This is a genomic window from Pedobacter namyangjuensis, from assembly GCF_003313325.1.
Classification (GTDB): domain Bacteria; phylum Bacteroidota; class Bacteroidia; order Sphingobacteriales; family Sphingobacteriaceae; genus Pedobacter; species Pedobacter namyangjuensis.
Map to the genome: position 1 here is coordinate 179,741 of NZ_QMHQ01000001.1, position 21,594 is coordinate 201,334.

Genomic DNA, 21,594 nt, shown 5'->3' on the forward strand with positions numbered 1-21,594 from the left:
AGGATGAAAGCATTAGTAAGATTGCTTCGTCGTTCCTCCTCGCAATGACGAAACTAGGAACACAGCTTTCCGCTTTACGCCTTTAGCTTTAAGCTTCCTCGTTATTAACTTTATGCCAAATCATTACCTGGTTACCGAAAATTTTAGAGAAACCTTTAACATCCTCTCCACTCCAAGCGTTGTTCATTTCGCCGTAGCTACCAAATTTATTGCTCATTAAATCGTGGTTAGATTCAATACCGATAATTTGAAAACGATAAGGCAAGAGCTCTACAAATACTTTACCGCTCACAACTTTTTGCGTGTCAGCTAAAAAAGCTTCTATATTGCGCATAATTGGATCGTGGAACTGACCTTCGTGCAACCAGTTTCCATAGAATGATGAAAGTTGTTCTTTCCAACTCAACTGCCATTTGGTTAAAGTATGCTTTTCTAAAGTATGGTGCGCTTTGATAATAATAATTGGTGCAGCAGCTTCAAAACCAACACGTCCTTTAATACCAATAATGGTATCGCCCACATGAATATCCCTACCAATGCCATAAGGCTGGGCAATAGCTTGTAATTGTTGAATTGCCGTAACCGGATCTAACTTTTCGCCATCAAGCGCAACTAACTCACCTTGTTCAAAAGTTAATTCTATTTTACGTGCTTCTGTTTCAGAAACTTGTGTTGGCCAAGCACTTTCTGGCAAAGTCTCGTTAGAGGTTAAAGTTTCCTTTCCACCTACCGATGTTCCCCATAAGCCTTTATTAATAGAATATCTTGCTTTTTCCGCTGTATATTCAACGCCATGCTTTGCTAAATATTCAATTTCCGCTTCGCGTGATAATTTTAAATCTCTAATCGGCGTAATAATTTCAACTTCTGGAATCAGGATATTGAAAATCATATCAAAACGAACTTGATCGTTACCCGCACCAGTACTTCCGTGTGCAACATAATCAGCTCCAATCTTTTTAACGTAGTTTGCAATTGCCGTAGCCTGGCTAACACGTTCTGCACTTACAGAAAGCGGGTAAGTTGCGTTCTTTAAAACGTTCCCAAAAATTAAATATTTGATACAACCTTCGTAATAGCTTTTAGTTTCATCAACAACAGCATGAGACACTACACCTAACGCATAAGCACGTTTCTCAATTTCAGCTAACTCTTCTGCAGAAAAACCACCAGTATTTACAATAACAGAATGTACTTCTAAATTGCGATCTTCTGCCAAATGGATGCAACAAAATGAGGTATCCAAACCTCCGCTAAATGCTAAAACAACTTTCTTTTTCATCCGTATAAATTTGTTTTTAAAGGTGATGAAGCTATCAGATTTATTCTCTCCACGATGTGTTTGAATAAATCATAATGGTTTCATCTATTTAAATAAAAGGGTAAACAATAACATAATTGATTTAAGGCCAGATTTTGGTTTTACCACTAGGCGCTGTTTAATACGCATAAAACGCTCGTACAAACCTGGTTTTTTCTGCAATTCTTCTGCAAAATTCTTAGCCGCTTCGTGTTTCTTTTCTGCCGGATCATACAGCATGGCCGTACACATACAATTTTTCCGCTCCTTCATCTTCAAAATTTCGAAGTTGATGCAACTTTGACAACCTTTCCAAAAATCTTCATCCTGGGTAAGTTCAGAGTAGGTTACAGGTTCGTAGCCTAAATCAGAGTTTATTTTCATAACGGCCAAACCAGTAGTTAAGCCAAATATTTTTGCTTTTGGATACAAGGTCCTAGAAAGGTTAAATATTTCTTGCTTAATAGCGTTCGCTAATCCAGCTTTGCGGTATTTCGGACTAACAATTAGACCGGAATTGGCCACAAATTGACCATGGCTCCATGTCTCGATATAGCAGAAACCAGCCCATGAGCCATCTTTATGAAATGCAATAACCGATTTGCCTTCTTGCATTTTACCAGCAATATACTCTGGCGAACGCTTAGCAATACCAGTACCACGAGCTTTTGCAGACTCGGCCATTTCAGTTACAATTTCTTCAGCAAAAACACGGTGCTCTGCTATTGCAACTTGTACTATAAATTCATTAATATTCATTCGTTTTCATAACGAAAAATTAAGGTATTCTTGTTAATTGGGTTTTTAGAGAGGATCAATTCCTCGTTTGTATTAGTAAGATGTACTAAATACGCGGCGTAAAATTTTGCCGACTTGTGGGAGAATATAATACGGGGCACAAACGCTCAATAAACAAGCATTTAGTAGCGATTTTATTCGCTTCTAAAACTGAAAGTTTATGTATAATGTGTTTATTCATTATGGGTTTTGTATTTCTGTATTAAATTACTTGAGGCGCAAAGGTTTAAATAAAAAATGAGTTGTGCAATAAGAATCGCATTTTTTTACATTTTGATAATTTTTCTTTAACCTGTTTTCTACCGAAAATAATTTAAGTAACTGTTGAATTAGTCAAATAAATCTAATTTTAACAAAGTTTAACACCGCTTTTTTCATATTAAAAGCAATATTTGTAACTCAAACACAAATCTATTTTAAATAAACAACATATAAAATGATCAACTTTTATTCAAAATCTATTAAAAAAAGCACCCGCTATATTGCATTTGTTATGATTTTAATTACTGGCTTAACGGCCTGTAAAACAGATGAGGAAACAATTGTACCAGCTGCTTTTATAAGTGTATTTAATGCTTCGCCTACCGCAGCAACTTATGATGTATACCTTAACGACGTAAAATTTAACACCGCAGCGTTACCATTTGGAGGTGGAACAGCTTACGCCTCTAAACCAGTTGGAAGCTATAACATTAAGTTAACTGTTGCTGATAGAATTGAAAGCGTGATTACTAAAAGCGTATCGTTAACAGAGAATAAATATTATTCTTATTATTTTATAAATAGACCCAGTAGTTTAGATGGCTTACTTATTAACGATGAAGTTGGAGTGGCATCTGCAGACAAAGCGTCTGTGAGATTTATAAACCTTTCTCCGGATGCACCCGCACTGGATTTGGCAACTTCGACAGGAACATCTTTAGCAACCGACAAATCATTTAAGCAATACAGCGGCTTTACACAAGTTACACCAGGCGCAACAGTTCTGCTTATAAAAGACAAAGTTTCTGGAGCTACTAAAAGCACTTTAGAAAGTTTCACGTTTGTGGCTGGCGGATATTACACCGTTATCGCAAGAGGTTTAGTTACACCTACAACAAGTTTAGAAAGTAGTTTTAGCGGGCAGGTTCTTATACACAAATAGAATAACCAAAAAACATTATTTACAAGAGTTAGCAGAACAGCTAACTCTTTTTTTGTTTAAACACCTATTAAAATTGTTACCATTTATTTGGATGATAAAAAATTCCGTCGTTAATTTGCGCTCTTTAGAATTAATCCAAATAAGAATAACATGCGTTTAAAATTACAATTCACATTTTTTATATTGACCGTTTTAGGCTTTTCTGCCTTTGGCCAGCAAAATGGTACAATCAAAGGCAGGATTACCACCTCAGACGGTGCTCCAGCTGTATACGTTACTATTGGTTTGAAAGACAAAAATCAAAATACTACATCAGACGATAACGGAAACTACACGATTAACAGGGTTAAACAAGGTTCTTACACTTTGCGAGTGAGTGCGGTAGGTATTAACGCACAAGAAAAAAACATAACAGTATCGGCTGGCGAAACAGTACAAGTTAATTTTAGCTTAACAGAAAACAACCAGGCACTTCAAGAAGTAACTATAGCTGGTAAAAAAAATAAATATAAAGTGAGTTTACCTTCGGCTTCACTGAGATTAAACGAACCTCTTTTAGAAGCACCGCAAAATATACAAATTGTAAGCGATCAAGTTTTAAAAGACCAACAAGTTATTAGCATGAGCGATGGCCTAATTAGAAATGTTAGTGGCGCCGTTAGGCTAGAACATTGGGGCGATATGTACACCAACATAACTATGCGTGGCTCGCAAATACAGGCAATGCGTAATGGTTTTAATTTCGTTTCTTCTTACTGGGGACCATTAACTGAAGATATGAGCTTTGTAGACCATATAGAGTTTGTAAAAGGTCCGGCTGGTTTTATGCTAGGTAATGGAGACCCAAGCGGACTGTATAATGTGGTTACTAAAAAACCTACCGGAATTAATAAAGGAGAGGTGTCTGTAACGGTTGGCAGTTACGATTTATACAGAACAGCCGTAGATTTTGACCACAAGTTAACCAACGATGGAAAATTGCTTTTCAGATTGAATGCAGCCGCACAAACTAAAGGCTCTTTTAGGCCTTTCGAAAGTAATGATCGATATACTTTTGCTCCATCTTTAAGTTATCAGCTTACAAATAAAACGAAGATAACGGCAGAATATGCGTTGCAAAACGCGAAAATGACCGAGGTTGGTTCTTACTACATTTTTAGTCCGAACGGCTACGCAAGCTTACCTAGGAATTTAACTTTAACACAACCAGGCGTAGAACCTGCAAGAATTAACGACCACAGCGCTTTTGTAAATCTACAACATAACTTTAGTGATAAATGGAAAGCAACGGCACAGGTTGCTTACTCAAAATATCTGCAAACCGGCTCAAGTTCTTGGCCATCATCGGTATTTGCCAACAATACCATTATTAGAAATGTTGGTATTTGGGATGCTGAAAGCAGTTTGAAATTAGCCCAGTTCTTTATCAATGGCGAAGCTAACACCGGAGGAATTGTTCATAGAATTTTAGCAGGTTTTGACGGTGGAAAGAAGAACTACATGGCGGATTGGGGACAATCTCATGATTTAGATTTACCAAGCTCGCCATTCGACCTAAATAATCCAAATTACGGATTTCCAGCAAATGGCTATCCAAATTTTGATAGAGAAACAAGTTTAGAAGACCGAGCTATTGCAGCCGGTGGCTTGATGGGGCAAAAATACTTGAGCACTTACTTGCAAGATGAATTAGGTTTTTTTAACAACAAATTTAGGTTAACCCTTGCAGGAAGATACACTTACGTGAGTCAATATTCTTGGGGTGCCGATCCGGATAAAGCTGAAAAATTCACACCTCGAGTTGGCTTAAGTTATTCGGTTGATAAAAATACAGCTGTATACGCCGTTTACGACGAAGCGTTTACTCCACAAACAGGTTTTTTACGTAACGGAGAAAAAATTAGTCCAATTACAGGCACAAACTACGAAGTTGGTATTAAAAAAGATTGGTTTGATGGCAAATGGAACACCACTTTGGCTGCATATAGAATCGTTAAGCAAAATGAGCTAACCGGCGATCCAACTAATAAAGCTGGCGAAACATTTAGCATCGTTGTGGGCGAAAAAAGAGCACAAGGTATTGAGTTTGATTTGAGAGGTGAAATTACTGCTGGCCTAAAGCTAATTGCCAACTATGCTTATACCGATGGCAAAGTGACTAAAGTTGCGCCAGGTGTTACCAGCATAGCAGTTGGCGAAGTTGTTCCTGGATTTTCAAAACATACTTCTAACGCATGGCTAACCTACACCTTGCAGGATGGGGCGCTTAAAGGAACTGGAATCTCTGCTGGTTTTACCCACTTAGCTGGCAGAGCGATGGGAACTTACAGTGGCGAAAATTCTGAACAAAACCTTCCAAATTATTTTAAACTTGATGGTGGCCTCTTCTGGGAAAATGCCAAGCTGAGAATTACCGCAAATGCGTTTAATATTTTAGACAAATATTTATTTACTGGCGCCTACTATACCAATTATTGGAATGCGCCAACTTATAACCAACCGGCCTATTCTTGGCAGGCCGAGGCACCAAGAAATTACAGGGTAAGCGTTGCTTATAAGTTTTAATAGCTAAAATTCAATTTACAATAACCTTAAACCAATTAGCTTTTAGAGCTAATTGGTTATTCTTTTACAAGAAAATTATGTGCGCAACAAAACCAGTTAAGAAAAAAATTAAAGGTTTTAAATACTGGACAGGTAGGCTGCATTTGTGGCTGGGCTTAGCATCCGGAATATTTGTGTGTTTTTTAGGCATTACCGGATGTATTTTGGCTTTTGAGAGAGAGATTGAAGATGCTGTACAAACCTATCGTTTTACTGCCAGCCAAAACAAAGCGATTTTACCACCAACCACGCTAAAGGCTATTGCCGATAAACAATTACCCAACAAAAAAGCGCATAGTGTAAATTATCAGCCTGGCAAATCTGCTCAAGTCGTTTACTATCATGATCAACCAGGGTACTATTACATTGTTTTTGTAAATCAATATACTGGTGAGGTTTTAAAGGTAAAAAACATGGACGATGATTTTTTCAGGATAATAATAATGGGGCATTATTATCTGTGGCTTCCTCCAGAAATTGGTCAACCGATATTGACTACCGCTACCATGATTTTTGTATTCTTACTTATTTCCGGATTAATTTTATGGTGGCCTAAAAGTAAAGCCGCCAGAAAGCAAAGGTTTACCGTTAAACTCAAATCTAAATGGAGAAGGCTTAATTACGACTTGCACAACGTATTGGGCTTTTATATGACCTTTATAGTAATATTTATTGCGCTATCCGGAATGGTAATGGGTTTTCAATGGTTTGCCAAATCCGTTTATTGGGTTAGCTCTGGTGGCGAGACCATGACAGTTTTTGAAGAAACCTATTCAGATACTACCTCTACTTCAAAATTGAGCTTAAATGCCAAAGCGGCGGATAAACTTTGGGAGAGATTTGTAAAAGAAGATCCAACGTTTACCGGAAGTTATGATGTGCATATTCCCGAAGACGAAAAAGGTGCTATCGAAATTGCCAAAAACCCTGATCCAACAACGTATTGGAAAGCCGATTACCGCTATTTCGACCAACATACGCTACAAGAGATTGAGGTAAAACACATGTACGGCAAGTTCGCTAACACCAGCACCGCCGATAAAATTACCCGGATGAATTATGATCTGCACATTGGCGCTGTACTGGGTTTGCCAGGGAAAATATTGGCTTTTGTTGCTAGTTTAATCGCCGCAAGTATGCCTATAACAGGCGTAATAATCTGGATTGGTAGAAAAAAGAAAAAACCAAGATGAGCATAAGCTTATGATTGTTATTTAGAATAATTCAAAATAATTTTGGAAAACAAACATTTTCCCTGTTAATTTGCGTCTGTTTAGAATTAATCCAAATAAAGCTAATTATAATGAAAAAAATCAATACCCTATTTGCCTTACTTGTTATCGCATTAGCAGCAAATGCACAAAATAAAATTGACCAAGACCGAGAAGCCATAAAAGCTTTAGCCGGCTTTTACAAAGTAACTTTTAATTATGCAGAAACTTTTTCGCCCGACGACGACTATAAGTTTCATGACAGACACCGTTCATCAGCAAAGGAATGGGCTGTAATTTTAGAAGATTCGCCTAAAAAAATCGTTATTCAACACCTATTGGTAATGAGAGGTGATAGTATGATCATTAAACACTGGAGAGAGGATTGGACTTACGAAGACCCGTCTATCTTAGTTTTCGATAAAGAAGATACTTGGAAAAACGTAACCTTAAGTCCTGCAGAAACTAAAGGCAAGTGGACCCAAAAAGTTTATCAGGTTGATGATAGCCCACGTTACCAAGCTATTGGTACTTGGGTACACGTAGATGGCAGACACCAGTGGCAAAGTAACGCAGATTCTCCTCTTCCGCGTAGAGAGCATTCTGAGCGCAACGACTATAACGTTTTAAACAGAGGCAATAATCTTTATTTAACCAAAGATGGTTGGATGTTTGAGCAAGACAACAAAAAGGTTATTAGAAGTGCAAATGGCGACAAGCTTCTGGCAATGGAAAAAGGCTTAGAGCAATTTGTAAAAACAGATCCTAAATCTTTTGGTTACGCACAAACTTGGTGGAAACAACAAGAAAATTTCTGGAAAGATGCACGTGCAACTTGGGATGAAGTTTTTGCAACAAATAAAATAATTAAACTTGTACCAAAAATTGATAACAAACTCCTTTACGAGCAATTTTTCGCACTAGGAAACCAATCTGTTAAAGAAAACTGGTCATCAGAAAAAAACAAAGAAGGCATTAAAAAAATTATTCTTTCTTACCTGGCAAAAAGCTAGGTTTAATTAAACTTAACCAGAATGGTTTTGTTGGGTAATGATTATATTGCCTAACAAAACCATTTTTTTATGCGTAGATTTTTAAGTGTTTTTTTGGTTATTATAAGCACTGCCAGTTTTTCTCAAGACCTTAATTACACCAAAGCAACATTAAAAAAGTTAACCGCTAAAGCATTTTGGGGCAGAGGTTACACGAATAATGGAATGTACAAGGCCGCCGATTTTATTTCCACCGAGTTTAAAAATTTGGGGTTGCAACCATTAAACGGAAAAGATTATTTGCAACCTTTCATAATGTCCGTTAATACTTTTCCGGGCAAAATGCTGGTAAAGATTAATGGCAAAAAATTAACGCCCGGAACCGATTTCATCGTTAATCAAGCTAGTGTAGGCAACAAAGCGTCTGCGAATCTAGTAAAAGAAGATAGCCTAACATTTGTTGCGGCATCTAGCCGGATTGTAGTATCGCTACAGGATAAATTAACATGGTCGGTATCTCAAAAAGTAGCCGACTACACAGAAATCATAGTTAAAAAACAAGATTATCTTCAATCGCCACCGAAGCAAATCGACATAGAGATAGAAAACTATTTTGTGGAAGATTTTAGGGCTAATAATGTCGGTGGTATTATTAACGGTACAGCAAAACCCGATTCGGTAATCCTAATAACTGCACACTACGACCACCTAGGAGGAATGGGAAAAGAAACCTATTTCCCCGGAGCAAATGATAATGCAAGTGGCGTTTCTTTTTTATTGAGCTTAGCGAAATACTATGCTCAGCACCCACCAGAATATAGCATTGCGTTTATTTGCTTTGGAGCTGAGGAGGCTGGTATTTTAGGTTCTAAATATTTTACCGAAAATCCGTTGATACCCTTAAATAACATCAGGTTTATGTTTAATGTAGACATGGTTGGTACGGGCGAAAATGGAGCTACAGTAGTTAATGCAACATTGCACAAAAAAGAGTTCGAATGGCTTAATCAAATTAACGATGCTGAAAAACTACTGGTAAAAATTAATCCAAGAGGAAAAGCCGCAAATAGCGATCATTATTTCTTTACAGAAAAAGGTGTACCAGCCTTTTTTCTTTATACGCAAGGCGGAATTACTGCCTACCATGATGTTTTCGATAAAGCCGAAACACTTCCGCTTACGGTTTACGAAAATCTGTTTAAACTTTTTGTAGGCTTTAATAAGCTGCTGATGAACTAAAGTCAAACTATTGTTTTTTTAAAATTCTGCGCTAACTTTTTTAAACTGATGTTGTTAATTTGCTAAAAATAAAAATACATGAGCTTACTTTTCTCTCCCCTTACAATAAAAAACATCACCTTAAAAAATAGAATTGTGGTATCGCCAATGTGCCAATATTCGGCTACAGATGGTTTTGCAAACAATTGGCATTTAGTACATCTAGGAACCCGAGCTATAGGTGGTGCAGCTTTAGTTATTGTAGAGGCAACTGGCGTATCGCCAGAAGCTAGGATTTCTGTTGGAGATTTAGGTATTTGGAAAGATGAACATATCGAAAAGCTAAAGGAAATTACAGATTTCATCCATCAAAATGGAGCAATTGCTGGCATTCAGTTAGCGCATGCCGGTCGCAAAGCAAGTTTTGATATCCCATGGGAAAATCCAGCACAGCTAGATGAAGCAAATGGAGGCTGGCAAACCGTTTCAGCAAGCGCAATTCCTTTTAACCCTACAGATAAAACACCTACTTCCTTAAGCCTAGAAGGAGTAGAAAAGGTAAAAGCAGATTTTAAAAATGCAACTGTTAGAGCAATTAAAGCGGGTTTTAAGGTTATCGAAATTCATGCAGCACACGGTTATTTGCAACACCAATTTTTATCTCCGCTAAGTAACCATAGGGATGACAATTATGGTGGCCGTTTCGAAAACAGAATCAGGTTATTGTTGGAAACCGTAGAGGTGGTTAAAGAGGTTTGGCCTAGCGAAAACCCACTATTTGTTAGAATATCTGCAACCGACTGGGCAGAGGGCGGTTGGAACTTGGACGAATCTGTAAAACTATCAGCTTTGCTGAAAGAAAAAGGAGTTGATGTAATAGATACTTCGAGTGGTGGCTTAACTTTAGCTCAACAAATTCCCTTAGTTGCAGGATACCAAGTTCCGTTTGCTGAAGAGATTAAAAAAGAAACTGAGGTTACAACAGGCGCAGTTGGCCTAATTACCAGCGCAAAACAAGCTGAAGAAATTTTACAAAGTGGAAAGGCCGATTTGATTTTCTTAGCCAGACAGTTATTAAGAGATCCTTATTTCCCTTTACATGCAGCTGCAGAATTAAATGATGAAATTAAATGGGCATCGCAATACGAGCGGGCAAAACCTCGAAAATAACCTAAATATTTACACCCTAAAAACCCAAAGGTTAAGTTTTACGTAGTTAATGCTACTTAAACACTAAAACCTTTTAATTATGAAAAGAAAATTATCTACCTCAATTTTAGGCAAATGTTTGCTAACGGCGCTATCGCTTAGCTTAACTATAGTTTCGTGTAAAAAAAACGACCCTGTAATTTCCTTACCCCCAGTAGGGCCAGAACAAGAATTTTATGTGCTATCTGGTAACAGCTTAAAAAGATTTAACGCGAAAAGCTTAACTACAGAGCTGTCTTCGGTAAACATTACCGGCGTAGCAACTTCCGAAACTTTGCTAAGCATTGATTTTAGACCTGCAACTGGCGAATTGTATGCTGTTTCTAATGCGAGCAAATTTTACGTTATTAATGCAACTACAGGTGCTGCAAGAGCGGTATCTACAACGGCATTTACACCTGCATTATCTGGAACCGATGTAAGTTTAGATTTTAACCCAACTGTTGACAGAATTAGAATTGTAACTAACACTGGTCAAAATTTACGTTTACACCCAGAAACAGGTGCAATGGTTATGGTAGATGGAAATATTAACGGCGTTACAAATTCTTCGATATCTGGAGTTGGTTATACCAACAGTTTTGCTGGCGCAGCTAACACTACGTTATATGACGTTGACTTAACAACAAAGAAATTATATAAACAAGACTTACCAAATGCGGGCACCTTGGTAGAAGTTGGCGCTTTAGGCGTTGATTTAGGCACCAAAGTGAGCATGGATGTTTCTCCTGATAACAAGAATATACTAATCGCATCTGCAAGTGCAACCGCAACAACCTTGTATTCGATTGATTTAGCTACTGGTAAAGCTACATTAGCAGGAAATTTCCCATCAGGAGTATTAGTTAAGGGGCTTGCCATTGCAACACCACCAGCGGCGTATGCGGTAGATAATACTAACAATTTTTTAATTTTTAACCCTAGAACTACTGCAGCACCAATTAGCAAAGCAATTATTGGCTTGCAAGCTGGTGAAACTGTTTTAGGAATGGATATGAGACCCGTTAACGGTCAAATTTATGCTTTAGGAAGTACAAGTCGCTTATATGCGGTAAATGCTAGCAGTGGTGCGTTCACACAAGTTGGAACTTTACCTTTTGCTACTTTATTAGCTGGAACTAGTTTTGGATTTGATTTTAATCCATCGGTAGATAGAATTAGAATTGTAAGTAACACCGGCCAGAATTTGAGAATCGATCCAAACACCGGATTGATCGGCGCTGTCGACAGTCCATTAAACCCAGGTACTCCTGCAGTAAGCGCTGCTGCCTATACCAACAATTTCTCGCCTACAACTACTACAAAGCTTTTCGTAATAGACCATAACACGGATAAACTTTATAGCCAAGACGCTAATGCGGGTACACTAACCGAAGTTGGTAACCTTATGGTAAATGTTGAGGCTTCTAACGGATTTGATATTATCAGTTCATCAGGTGGAGACACCGGATATGCAATTTTAACAGTTGCTGGAGTTAACAAACTTTATCAAATTAATTTAACTACAGGTGCTGCAACGGCAGTATCAGACTTTAGCAAAACGGTAACCGCGTTTACCTTGGGCTTAAGATTTTAATAAGCTATAGAAAGAAGAAAAAGCTGCATCTGTTATAGGATGTGGCTTTTTTTATATCGTCAAAATAAATTTTAAAACTTTTTGGCTTATTTTCGGCTTTAATAAAAAACTAAAATTATGTTCGATAAAATAATGGCGGCCCAGCAACAAGCTGAGGAAATAAAAAAAAGATTAGATACGGTTTCTGTATTTGGCGAGGTAGAAGGTGGTGCAATTCGCGTAACGGCAACAGCAAACAAAGCAGTTACTAGCATAGAAATTAATGATGACTTTTTTAAAAGCGCAGATAAGGAAGAATTAGAAGAATTGTTGCTTACCGCTATAAACAAAGCTCTGGCACAAGCAGATCAGGTAAGTGCAAGTGAAATGCAAGCTGCTACAAAAAGTATGTTAGGTGGTTTAGGAGGAATGTTCGGTTCTTAATCAGTTGGCTTGGCCAGTCTTTTAGCACTAAAACCTGATTACTTATTATCAATTAAATAGCTAATATGAAATATACCTATTACGGGCAATCTTGCTTCTCTATAGAAACAAGTAGCACAAAATTATTATTCGATCCATTTATTAGTGAAAATCCGCTAGCCAAGGATATAGACATTTCTAAAATAGAGGCAGATTATATACTAGTTAGTCATGGACATGGCGACCATGTAGCAGATTTAGTTGCTTTAGCTAAGCAAACCAGTGCTACCGTTATTGCGATGCCAGAAATTTGCGATTGGTTAGCTAAACAAGGTGTTGAAAAAGTGCATGGAATGAACTTTGGAAAGTTTAAATTTGATTTTGGTACGGTTAGAATGGTTTGGGCAACGCACTCTTCTGGCTTACCTGACGGCTCTTACGGTGGAAATCCTGCGGGATTTGTGTTAGAACTAGATGACAAACAAATATATTTTGCAGGAGACACAGGCTTAACCGTAGAAATGAAATTACTTGCAGATTTGTACAAGTTAGATTACGCCATTTTGCCAATTGGAGGCAATTATACGATGGATGTTGAAGATGCTATTTTAGCTTCTAAATATATAAACTGCAACAAGGTTATTGGCGTACACTATAATACCTTCCCGGTTATTGCCATTGAAGAAGAAGATGCAATTACAAAGTTTAATGCTGCATCTGCAGAATTAATTTTGCCTAAAATTGGCGAGTCGATATCTTTATAAAAACGATATTATAACGCATAAAAAAGCCTCTTCGAAATTAATCTTAGAGGCTTTATTGTTTGGTTTTTAGTTCTTTTTAGCCGCAGCTGCTGCTTTATTTGCTTTATAACGCATATCTGCTGTTCCGTCTTTTTTGGTTGGACCAGCAACTGCTTTTTTAGCTTTATTTTCGGCATAGCGCATATCTGGCGTACCATCTGCTTTTAATTTAGCACCAGTAGCTTTTGTCGTTGTTTCAACCTTTTTTACATCTGCTTTAGCTGTATTTTTGGCAACAACCGTTTTAGTCTCTACTTTCTTAACGTCTTTTTTAACTGCAGCAGTAGTCTTTGCCGCTTGCTTTGATACCGGTACCGTAACTGATGTTTGTGCAAAAGTTGCAGTTGCACTAACTAGCGCAATGGCGATAAGTCCTAATAGTTTTTTCATAATTTCAATGAGTGTAAAAATTTTGTTATCTAAAGATAGATTGAAATTATGAAATATCTAATTTTTTAAAAAGAAATTTTAATCGGATTTAAAGATTTAACTATCAGTTAATTATCCCTGTCAAATTTTTGCTTGAAACTTTTGCTCCAGTTTCGTTAAAGTAGGTTGCCTCTAATAAATTTCCACTTATATCATAGTTTTCATGGCTAGCTAACTTGCCATTTTTATGGTATTCTTCCCAACTGTTTACTTTCTTACCGTCGTAATATTTACCACGGGATTTTACCACACCGTCTTCCCAAAAAGAAATTAGTTGTAATAATTTGCCGTAATAGAATTTTCTTTGCTCCGCCAGTTGTTTAGTTGGGTAGAATATCTTCCAGTTACCATGCTTGTACCCTTTTTCGAAATTCCCTTCTTCAGTTAAAATTCCATTCGTGTAAAAAGCGTAATATCCTTTTCTAATTTCCAGCTTTTCGTCTTCATAGCTAATGGTTTCTACGAGTTGCTTTTTATTATACAGATTTACTTGCCAGATACTGTCTTTACGCAACACCTCTTTTCTCAAAGTTGCTCTTAATGGGTCTTTGTTATAACCTGGATTGTTATAAACAAGGGTTGTATCTTGCCTAGCTGGTTGGGCAAATATGCTACCGAAACACAACAACATTAGCGAACATAAAATTGATATTTTCATCCTTAAAAAATTACCAGATTAAAACCCGAAATTAATTTACTCTGCAGCTTTTAAACTTTTCTCCAGCCCGAGACTATGGCTTAATGCGCTGCCAACCAATTATCGCCCTGCCCAATTTCAATTTCAATTGGTACTTGAGTTTTTATGGCCGTCTTCATTCTATGAGTAATGATTTCTTTCATTACCTCTACTTCTGTTTTCAGTACGTCAAAAACCAACTCATCATGCACTTGCATAGTCATTTTAGAACCCAAATTGTTAGCAACCATATCTCGATGGATGTTAATCATGGCAATTTTAATCAAATCTGCAGCAGAACCTTGTATTGGCGCATTAATCGCATTTCGCTCTGCGTAACCTCTAACCGTCATATTAGCCGAATTAATATCCCTCAAATACCTTCTTCTACCCATAATGGTTTGTACATAGCCATTTTCACGAGCAAAATTCATGGTATCAGCCATATAGGTTTTAATACCTGGGTATTGGATGAAGTATTGCTCAATAATATCTGCCGCTTCTTTACGTGGAATATTCAAATTTTGCGACAAACCGAATGCAGATTGACCGTAAATGATACCAAAATTTACCGCTTTAGCATTTCTACGCTGGGTAGAATCTACTTCTTCTATACTAATACCATAAACTTTGGCAGCAGTTGCCGTATGGATATCGATGCCTTTATTAAATGCATCGAGCATGTTTTCTTCCCTACTAATCTCGGCTATAATTCTTAACTCAATTTGCGAGTAATCGGCAGATAATAACACATGATTTTCGTCTCTTGCGATAAATGCTTTTCTTACTTCTCTACCTCTTTCGGTACGAATTGGGATATTCTGCAAGTTTGGGTTGTTGGAGCTCAATCTTCCGGTTGCGGCAACAGCCTGATTAAAACTAGTGTGCACTCTACCCGTTTTCGGATTTACCAATAGTGGCAAGGCATCAACATAGGTCGATTTTAGTTTCTGCAATTGACGGAAATCTAATATATTTTGTACAATATCACTTTTTGATGCGAGTAAGGTTAATACATCTTCTCCTGTTTGATATTGGCCAGTCTTCGTTTTTTTTGCTTTTGGATCTAGCTTTAAATGATCAAATAATACTTCACCTAGTTGTTTAGGCGAGGCCAGATTAAACTTTAACCCTGCTTTATCATAAACACTTTGTTCCGCTTTGGTAATTTCGGTCTGCAGTTCTATAGAATAGTTGTTTAGGGTTTCGATATCAATTCTAACGCCTTCTTTTTCTATATCTGCTAAAACGTAAATCAATGGGTTTTCTATTTCCTCAGCTAATTTTGTTGCATTTCTCTCTGCCAGCATTGGTTCGAAAACGTTTGCGAGTTGCAAAGTTACGTCAGCATCTTCTGCAGCGTAATCAACTACGTTTTCTACGGGCACATCTCTCATTGTTCCTTGGTTTTTGCCTTTGGCGCCAATTAACGATGTGATGGAGATCGGTGTATAGCCTAAATAATTTTCAGACAATACATCCATATTATGTCTTGTATCCGGATCGATCAGGTAATGCGCCAACATCGTATCAAACAATTTCCCTTTTACCTGAATGTTGTACCATTTGAGCACCAACATATCGTATTTGATATTTTGCCCAATTTTAGTGATGTTTTCACTTTCCAATACAATCCTAAACTCTTCTAAAATACTTCTAGTAATTACTTCATCAGCAGGCAACGGAATGTAATAACCTTCACCAGGTTTAATGGAAAATGATAAACCAACCAACTCTGCTAAATTAGCATCGGTTCCTGTGGTTTCGGTATCAAAAGAAATACTGCTTTGTTGCAATAGCAGAGCGATTAAATCTGCACGTTTTTCTGGTGTATCAACCAAGAAATATGCGTGTGGAGTATTGCTGATATTTTTTGCATCAATTGGTGTATCAAAAAGCGATGGCTGGTCAGAAAAATCCTTACGTTGTACTTCAACACTGTTGCCAAATAAATCTTGCTGATTAGTTCCTTTCGCGTCGTTAACGCTAAACTCATCACCAAAAACACGTTTACCAATGGTTCTAAACTCTAATTCGGCAAACAAAGGTTCTAACAATTCTCTACTTGGCTCTTCTAAAATCAGTTTATCTTCTTCAAAAGGAACAGGAACGTTTAAAATAATTGTAGCCAACTTTTTCGACACCAATCCTTGAGCCGCAAAATTCTCTACATTTTCTTTTTGCTTGCCCTTTAATTCATGACTATTGGCGATGATATTTTCTACGCTTCCGTATTGTTTAATTAACAGTTTAGCCGTTTTTTCTCCTATCCCCGGAATTCCTGGAATGTTATCTACCGCATCGCCCCATAAACCCAATATATCAATTACTTGTTCTACTCTTTCTATCTCCCATTTTGCCAAAACCTGTGGTACGCCTAAAATTTCCATCTCGTTACCCATACGAGCAGGTTTGTAAATGAAAATATTTTCAGAAACCAACTGTGCAAAATCCTTATCAGGTGTCATACAGTAAACCTGAAAACCTTGGCGTTCGCCTTCCTTTGCTAGCGTACCAATAATGTCATCGGCTTCAAAACCATCTTTTGTAATTACCGGAATATTAAAACCTTCAATTAACCTAAAAATATAAGGTAAAGCTTTCGATAAATCTTCGGGCATAGCCTCTCTGTGCGCCTTATAAGCCTCAAAATCGGTATGCCTTTCTGTAGGCGCATCAGTATCGAAAACTACGGCAATATGACTTGGTTTTTCTTTTTTAAGTACCTCTAATAAGGTATTTGTAAACCCCATTACCGCAGATGTGTTCACACCGGTAGAAGTAAAACGAGGATTTTTGCTCAACGCGAAATGCGCCCTGTAAATAAGCGCCATTCCATCTAAAAGAAAAAGTTTTTTCATAAAGTAGTTTACAGATTTAAATATTTACTAGGCAAAAACCTAAGTTAAACCCTGAACTTGTAAAGTTATTATTTATTTTTAATTCGCATTACCTTTAAGCTCTGCTGATGTTTTGCAACAAGCCTTAAAAAATTACGTTATTTGTTAAATGAAAGCTTTTAAATTATTTGCCCTACTTTTCTTTTTCGCGTTAAGACTAAATGCTCAGGATGCCGTACTAATTAGCGAAGGAAACTTTGTGCGTGGCATTATAAAAGGCACCAATTATAGCAGCGTAGCTATTTTAGAGGATGACAATGCGATTAAGGAATATCAAGCTAAAAACATCCATTCTTTTGTTTGGAACGGCGAAACTTATGTAAGCAAGCCAATAGTGATAAAAAAGAAAATGGAGTTTAGGTTTTTTAGATTACTTGAAGGTGGTAAAGTAAATCTATACGCTTTTGGCAGCAAAGCGATAACAGAGCAACCTGCACCCGCGAAAACACGCGTTAGGCCAACTTTTGGCGTAGGCCTAGGAAGTGGCGGTTTTGGTGGTGGATTAGGCGGTGGCATAAGCATTGGTGGCGGTGGTAATAGAAGAAACGATGAGCAAGTTATAAATTCCGGCCCCGGAAAAGTTACTTATTTTATAGAAAAACCTGGCACAGGCCCCATGCAGGAAGTTAATTTAGGTAATACCACTGCAGTAAAAAACATCCTGCTAATAAAGCTAGATAAGGATGATGATTTGGCGGAAAGCATTAAAGCAACAGAAGGTTTCGATGAAAAGAATTTAACAGCCTACGTTAAAGCGTATAACTCTGCTGGAAAATAACTCCGTTTTTGTCATTCAGAGCGAAGCGAAGAATCTATTGCTTAACCAAGTTGCGCAGATTCCTCCAAAGTCGGAATGACAAAATTACTAAAAACTCAGAGCTAAAGACTCTAGCCTACCTATTGCTCGTCATTAAGTTCATCCCAAAACTCTACAGCTCTGCGGTAATGCGGTATAACAATAGAACCGCCAACCAAATTGGCAATCATAAACACTTCGTTAATTTCGGCATTGTTTACGCCTTCGTTATAACATTTTTCCAAGTGATACTTAATGCAATCATCGCAACGCAAAACCATAGAAGCTACCAAACCTAACATTTCCTTTGTTTTAACATCTAATGCTCCATCGGCATAAGTTGTGGTATCTAAAGCAAAAAAGCGTTTAATGTTTGTATTTGCTGTTTCCATTATTCTATCGTTCATTTTAGTACGATAGTCGTTAAATTCTTCTGCTAGTTTTCCCAATTTTTTAATAATTAAATGAATGAGTTTTGAACGATTGAATATTTAAAGGTTACAACTCATCCAACGGATTCCAAAAAATATCTTTAAAATTTTTGATTTTATCATTTACTACAACAACTCCTTCTTGTTCAAGTAACTGTTGCATTAGTTCTGGAGTCGAGAAATGAAATTTCCCAGTGAGCAATCCACTACTGTTAACTACCCTATGCGCAGGTACGCTGGGTTGTGCTAATCCGGCTGTACTCATGGCATAACCAACCATTCGAGCCGAACCACCAGCACCCAAAGCCTTGGCAATAGCACCGTAGGATGTTACTCTTCCTTTTGGCACTAAACGAGCCACCTCAAATACCTGCTCATAGAAGTTTTTTTCCATTAGGTGAAAGAAAACTGAATATAATTGATGTTTTTGTCGTGTTTTAGATAGATACGCTCATAGTGGGTTTTGATGGATAAAACTTCATCGACAACATCAGATTTGTACAAATCGTTAGTGTTTTTGTGGGTAACGAGTTTTAACTCCTCAACTTTTTCTAAGGTGTAATTATATAATCCGTCGTTATCTGTTTTAAGGTTAACCTTACCGCCCTCTTTAAGTAAAAGCTTGTATTTTTCCAAAAATCCCGGAAAAGTTAAGCGCTTCTTCTCTCTACTTTCTTGTGGTTGCGGATCAGCAAAAGTAATCCAAATTTCATCGATTTCGCCTGGAGCAAAAAACTCCAAGATATCTTCTATTTGAATGCGTAAAAACGCAAGATTGCCAATACCTTCTTCAACACCGGTTTTTGCGCCTCTCCAAATTCTGTTGCCTTTTAAATCGATACCGATAAAGTTCTTTTCTGGAAAAAGCTTAGCCAAATTAACCGAATATTCGCCTTTGCCGCAAGCTAGTTCTAAAACAACAGGCTGTTCATTTTTAAAATGTTCTGTTGCCCATTTCCCTTTTAAAACTTTACCATGGTGCAATTGGTATACATTTGGAAACGTATCTATCTCCGAAAATTTTCTTAATTTATCTTTACCCACTCTTGTATTTCTTAAAGCACAAAAGTAAGATTTTATATGCTCTTTTTTTACTCGTACTTACGTTTGATAAAAGGAGCTGACTTGCACAACAGTTTATCAATAGCCCCGACAGAAGCGAAAATACTTTTAGCAAATTCTTTTTGGAGAATTTACAGCTAAAAGATTGTAGCAAATGGCGGGAACAAACGTTAAAATAAATGTTACAATTGCGCTTCAAAAAAATAACACCGAGCAATGACAAATTATTATCGTCAGAATTTATACATTTACAGAACATCATCAATTTTAACTATATGACTTTAGTACAGCTTGAATATATTGTTGCCGTAGACACCTACAGAAGTTTTGTAAGTGCTGCCGAAAAGTGCTTTGTAACGCAACCAACGCTTAGTATGCAAGTACAGAAATTGGAAGAATTTTTAAACGTTAAATTGTTCGACAGAAGTAAACAACCTATTGTACCAACGGAAATTGGTGCGCAAATTATAGATCAGGCTCGTATTGTACTGCAAGAAAACAAGAAGATAAAAGAAATTATTAGCAGTCAGCAACAGGAAGTGACGGGCGAGTTAAAGATTGGCATTATACCAACTATTGCGCCTTACATACTACCGAAAGTTATTGCTGCCATGTTAGAGAAATACCCAGATCTGAAGCTTATAATCTGGGAATATACTACCGAAGATATTATTCATCATTTAAAAACTGGTGTAATAGATTGTGGCATTTTAGCTACGCCTTTAGTTGATGCAAATATTGCCGAAACGCCTCTTTACTACGAGAACTTTGTAAGCTACATTAGCAAAAGCAGTAAGCTTTACAAAAAGAAAGCAATTGATGCAGAAGACTTTGAAGATGAAAACATTTGGTTGCTAAATGAAGGCCACTGTATGCGGACACAGGTTTTGAATATTTGCAGAACTACGAAAAACAATAGGCTACAGTCGTTAACCTACAACACTGGCAGCGTAGAGACATTAATTAGAATGGTTGATGCCAATAATGGCGCAACGCTTTTACCAGAACTAGCTTTAGAAGAGCTTAGCGCTAAGCAATTAAACAAGGTACGTTACTTTAAATCGCCCGAACCAGTAAGAGAAATTAGCTTGGTTACACACAAAAATTTTATAAAAAAGAGAATGCTTAATGCGTTAAAAGATGAAGTTTTGGCCATTATACCCAAAACCATGAAACAACGCAAAAAGAAAGACGTTATTGGGATTTAGATTTCTTTGCAAAGAAATTTACTTTTACCGAGCAAGCAATTGCGGTTATAAAGAATAGTAAAGTTAGTACATCTATTAAGGTTGAATTGATACTGGTGCCAGTAAGCTTATCGGCGAAATATTTAATGAACGAACCGGGCAGATTTTGCTCTCCAAGTTGACTTTTAATGTTCCATTGCCAATCGGTAATGGGGCAGTAACCTATGCCGTACCAAATGCCCAAGATAGTCCAGCATGACAAGGTAAGCATAGCGAACCAAAAATGTAGCTTACGAGTTGGCTTATAAACCCACCCGAAAAGGTTAAAACCAATAATGATTAAATGTAAAATGGTAAACAGATAATCGAGCGTTACCAAACTCATAATTGTTAATTATTTCCAGTAGCTTTTAAACCTTCAATGCCTACAACTTTCTCTTCTTCTTCGCCCTTTTTAAGTTTTTTCTTTTTCTTCTTCGGATCAACACCGTTTAAACGATCTTCGATAAGTTTATTAAACTCTTCTACCTGCTCTGGTTTTAACAAGCGTCTGATGGTATTGTTAGATTCGTTTTGTTTTTTGAAGAATACAGTCCCGTCTTCATCTACATAAGTACCGGCTTGTTGCTTTTTGTATAAAGCTAATTGATCTTTAGCCATATCGTAAGCGATGTTATAAAGTACACTTTTTTGCGTGGCACTTAGTTTTAAACGCGTTTCCATCTCATCTATATTCTTTTTCGCCAGCTCTTGCGCTGTAGGTATTTTTTGGGCATTAACGTTTAAAGCCAAACCAACCAACAGAGCAAACATTAAAACTAATTTTTTCATCAAGTTATATTATTTGTACGCAATT

The 21,594-nt window shown here is 37.1% G+C and carries 21 protein-coding genes; 11 read left to right on the forward strand and 10 right to left on the reverse strand.

What is annotated here, in order from left to right:
• Positions 1-88 precede the first annotated feature (88 nt).
• Positions 89-1,282, reverse strand: coding sequence for an argininosuccinate synthase (gene argG, locus DUT69_RS00860; RefSeq protein ID WP_113651248.1), 1,194 nt, complete (start codon positions 1,280-1,282; stop codon positions 89-91).
• 84 nt (positions 1,283-1,366) lie between these two features.
• Positions 1,367-2,059 carry a GNAT family N-acetyltransferase gene (locus DUT69_RS00865; RefSeq protein WP_113651249.1) on the reverse strand — a complete coding sequence of 231 codons (693 nt, stop codon included), beginning with the start codon at positions 2,057-2,059 and terminating at the stop codon, positions 1,367-1,369.
• A 475-nt stretch (positions 2,060-2,534) separates the two neighbouring features.
• On the opposite strand from DUT69_RS00865, the gene DUT69_RS00870 reads away from it, so the two are divergent.
• From DUT69_RS00870 to DUT69_RS00910, 9 genes are all read left to right on the forward strand, one after another.
• Positions 2,535-3,242, forward strand: coding sequence for a DUF4397 domain-containing protein (locus tag DUT69_RS00870; protein WP_113651250.1), 708 nt, complete (start codon positions 2,535-2,537; stop codon positions 3,240-3,242).
• Between the two features lie 150 nt (positions 3,243-3,392).
• Positions 3,393-5,807: a TonB-dependent receptor gene (locus DUT69_RS00875; protein WP_113651251.1), complete on the forward strand. Its 2,415-nt coding sequence runs from the start codon at positions 3,393-3,395 to the stop codon at positions 5,805-5,807.
• 77 nt (positions 5,808-5,884) lie between these two features.
• Positions 5,885-7,039 (forward strand): PepSY-associated TM helix domain-containing protein, encoded by a 1,155-nt coding sequence (locus DUT69_RS00880; protein WP_113651252.1) that lies wholly within the window; start codon positions 5,885-5,887, stop codon positions 7,037-7,039.
• Positions 7,040-7,149: 110 nt separating this feature from the next.
• Entirely contained in the window at positions 7,150-8,070 is a 921-nt protein-coding gene (locus DUT69_RS00885) for a DUF6607 family protein (protein ID WP_113651253.1), read from the forward strand.
• Between the two features lie 69 nt (positions 8,071-8,139).
• Positions 8,140-9,288, forward strand: coding sequence for a M28 family metallopeptidase (locus DUT69_RS00890; RefSeq protein WP_113651254.1), 1,149 nt, complete (start codon positions 8,140-8,142; stop codon positions 9,286-9,288).
• 78 nt (positions 9,289-9,366) lie between these two features.
• Positions 9,367-10,437 (forward strand): NADPH dehydrogenase NamA, encoded by a 1,071-nt coding sequence (namA, locus tag DUT69_RS00895; RefSeq protein ID WP_113651255.1) that lies wholly within the window; start codon positions 9,367-9,369, stop codon positions 10,435-10,437.
• A 79-nt stretch (positions 10,438-10,516) separates the two neighbouring features.
• The gene (locus DUT69_RS00900; protein WP_113651256.1) at positions 10,517-12,052 is read left to right on the forward strand and encodes a DUF4394 domain-containing protein; all 1,536 of its coding nucleotides are present in this window, start codon (positions 10,517-10,519) and stop codon (positions 12,050-12,052) included.
• Between the two features lie 117 nt (positions 12,053-12,169).
• Positions 12,170-12,475, forward strand: a complete 306-nt coding sequence (locus DUT69_RS00905) for a YbaB/EbfC family nucleoid-associated protein (RefSeq protein ID WP_113651257.1) — start codon at positions 12,170-12,172, stop codon at positions 12,473-12,475.
• Between the two features lie 65 nt (positions 12,476-12,540).
• On the forward strand, positions 12,541-13,218 hold the full coding sequence (locus DUT69_RS00910) for a metal-dependent hydrolase (RefSeq protein ID WP_113651258.1): 678 nt from the start codon (positions 12,541-12,543) through the stop codon (positions 13,216-13,218).
• A gap of 66 nt (positions 13,219-13,284) precedes the next feature.
• Here DUT69_RS00910 and DUT69_RS00915 read toward each other — a convergent pair whose 3' ends face one another.
• The 3 genes from DUT69_RS00915 to polA all read right to left on the reverse strand — a co-directional run bounded on the left by DUT69_RS00915 (position 13,285) and on the right by polA (position 17,223).
• Positions 13,285-13,647 carry a hypothetical protein gene (locus tag DUT69_RS00915; protein WP_113651259.1) on the reverse strand — a complete coding sequence of 121 codons (363 nt, stop codon included), beginning with the start codon at positions 13,645-13,647 and terminating at the stop codon, positions 13,285-13,287.
• 103 nt (positions 13,648-13,750) lie between these two features.
• Complete coding sequence (locus DUT69_RS00920) at positions 13,751-14,344, reverse strand: toxin-antitoxin system YwqK family antitoxin (RefSeq protein ID WP_113651260.1); 594 nt, start codon at positions 14,342-14,344, stop codon at positions 13,751-13,753.
• Between the two features lie 80 nt (positions 14,345-14,424).
• On the reverse strand, positions 14,425-17,223 hold the full coding sequence (gene polA / locus DUT69_RS00925; RefSeq protein ID WP_113651261.1) for a DNA polymerase I: 2,799 nt from the start codon (positions 17,221-17,223) through the stop codon (positions 14,425-14,427).
• Positions 17,224-17,371: 148 nt separating this feature from the next.
• Here polA and DUT69_RS00930 point away from each other — a divergent pair, with 148 nt between their 5' ends.
• Positions 17,372-18,040, forward strand: a complete 669-nt coding sequence (locus tag DUT69_RS00930) for a hypothetical protein (protein WP_113651262.1) — start codon at positions 17,372-17,374, stop codon at positions 18,038-18,040.
• A 119-nt stretch (positions 18,041-18,159) separates the two neighbouring features.
• Here the strand turns inward: DUT69_RS00930 and DUT69_RS00935 are convergent, their stop codons facing one another.
• From DUT69_RS00935 to trmB, 3 genes are read right to left on the reverse strand one after another with little or no spacing between them, the layout of a single operon-like run.
• Positions 18,160-18,507: a carboxymuconolactone decarboxylase family protein gene (locus tag DUT69_RS00935; RefSeq protein ID WP_113651263.1), complete on the reverse strand. Its 348-nt coding sequence runs from the start codon at positions 18,505-18,507 to the stop codon at positions 18,160-18,162.
• Positions 18,508-18,556: 49 nt separating this feature from the next.
• On the reverse strand, positions 18,557-18,883 hold the full coding sequence (locus DUT69_RS00940) for an MGMT family protein (protein ID WP_113651264.1): 327 nt from the start codon (positions 18,881-18,883) through the stop codon (positions 18,557-18,559).
• Entirely contained in the window at positions 18,883-19,533 is a 651-nt protein-coding gene (gene trmB / locus DUT69_RS00945; protein WP_113651265.1) for a tRNA (guanosine(46)-N7)-methyltransferase TrmB, read from the reverse strand. The genes DUT69_RS00940 and trmB overlap by 1 nt, the downstream gene beginning before the upstream one ends.
• Before the next feature lie 293 nt (positions 19,534-19,826).
• Between trmB and DUT69_RS00950 the strand changes: the two genes are divergently transcribed.
• Positions 19,827-20,759: a hydrogen peroxide-inducible genes activator gene (locus DUT69_RS00950; protein ID WP_113651266.1), complete on the forward strand. Its 933-nt coding sequence runs from the start codon at positions 19,827-19,829 to the stop codon at positions 20,757-20,759.
• On the opposite strand, the gene DUT69_RS00955 is transcribed toward DUT69_RS00950, so the two are convergent.
• Entirely contained in the window at positions 20,746-21,123 is a 378-nt protein-coding gene (locus tag DUT69_RS00955) for a DUF2784 domain-containing protein (RefSeq protein ID WP_205314193.1), read from the reverse strand. The genes DUT69_RS00950 and DUT69_RS00955 overlap by 14 nt on opposite strands.
• A 5-nt stretch (positions 21,124-21,128) precedes the next feature.
• Complete coding sequence (locus tag DUT69_RS00960; RefSeq protein ID WP_113651268.1) at positions 21,129-21,569, reverse strand: hypothetical protein; 441 nt, start codon at positions 21,567-21,569, stop codon at positions 21,129-21,131.
• Positions 21,570-21,594 lie beyond the last annotated feature (25 nt).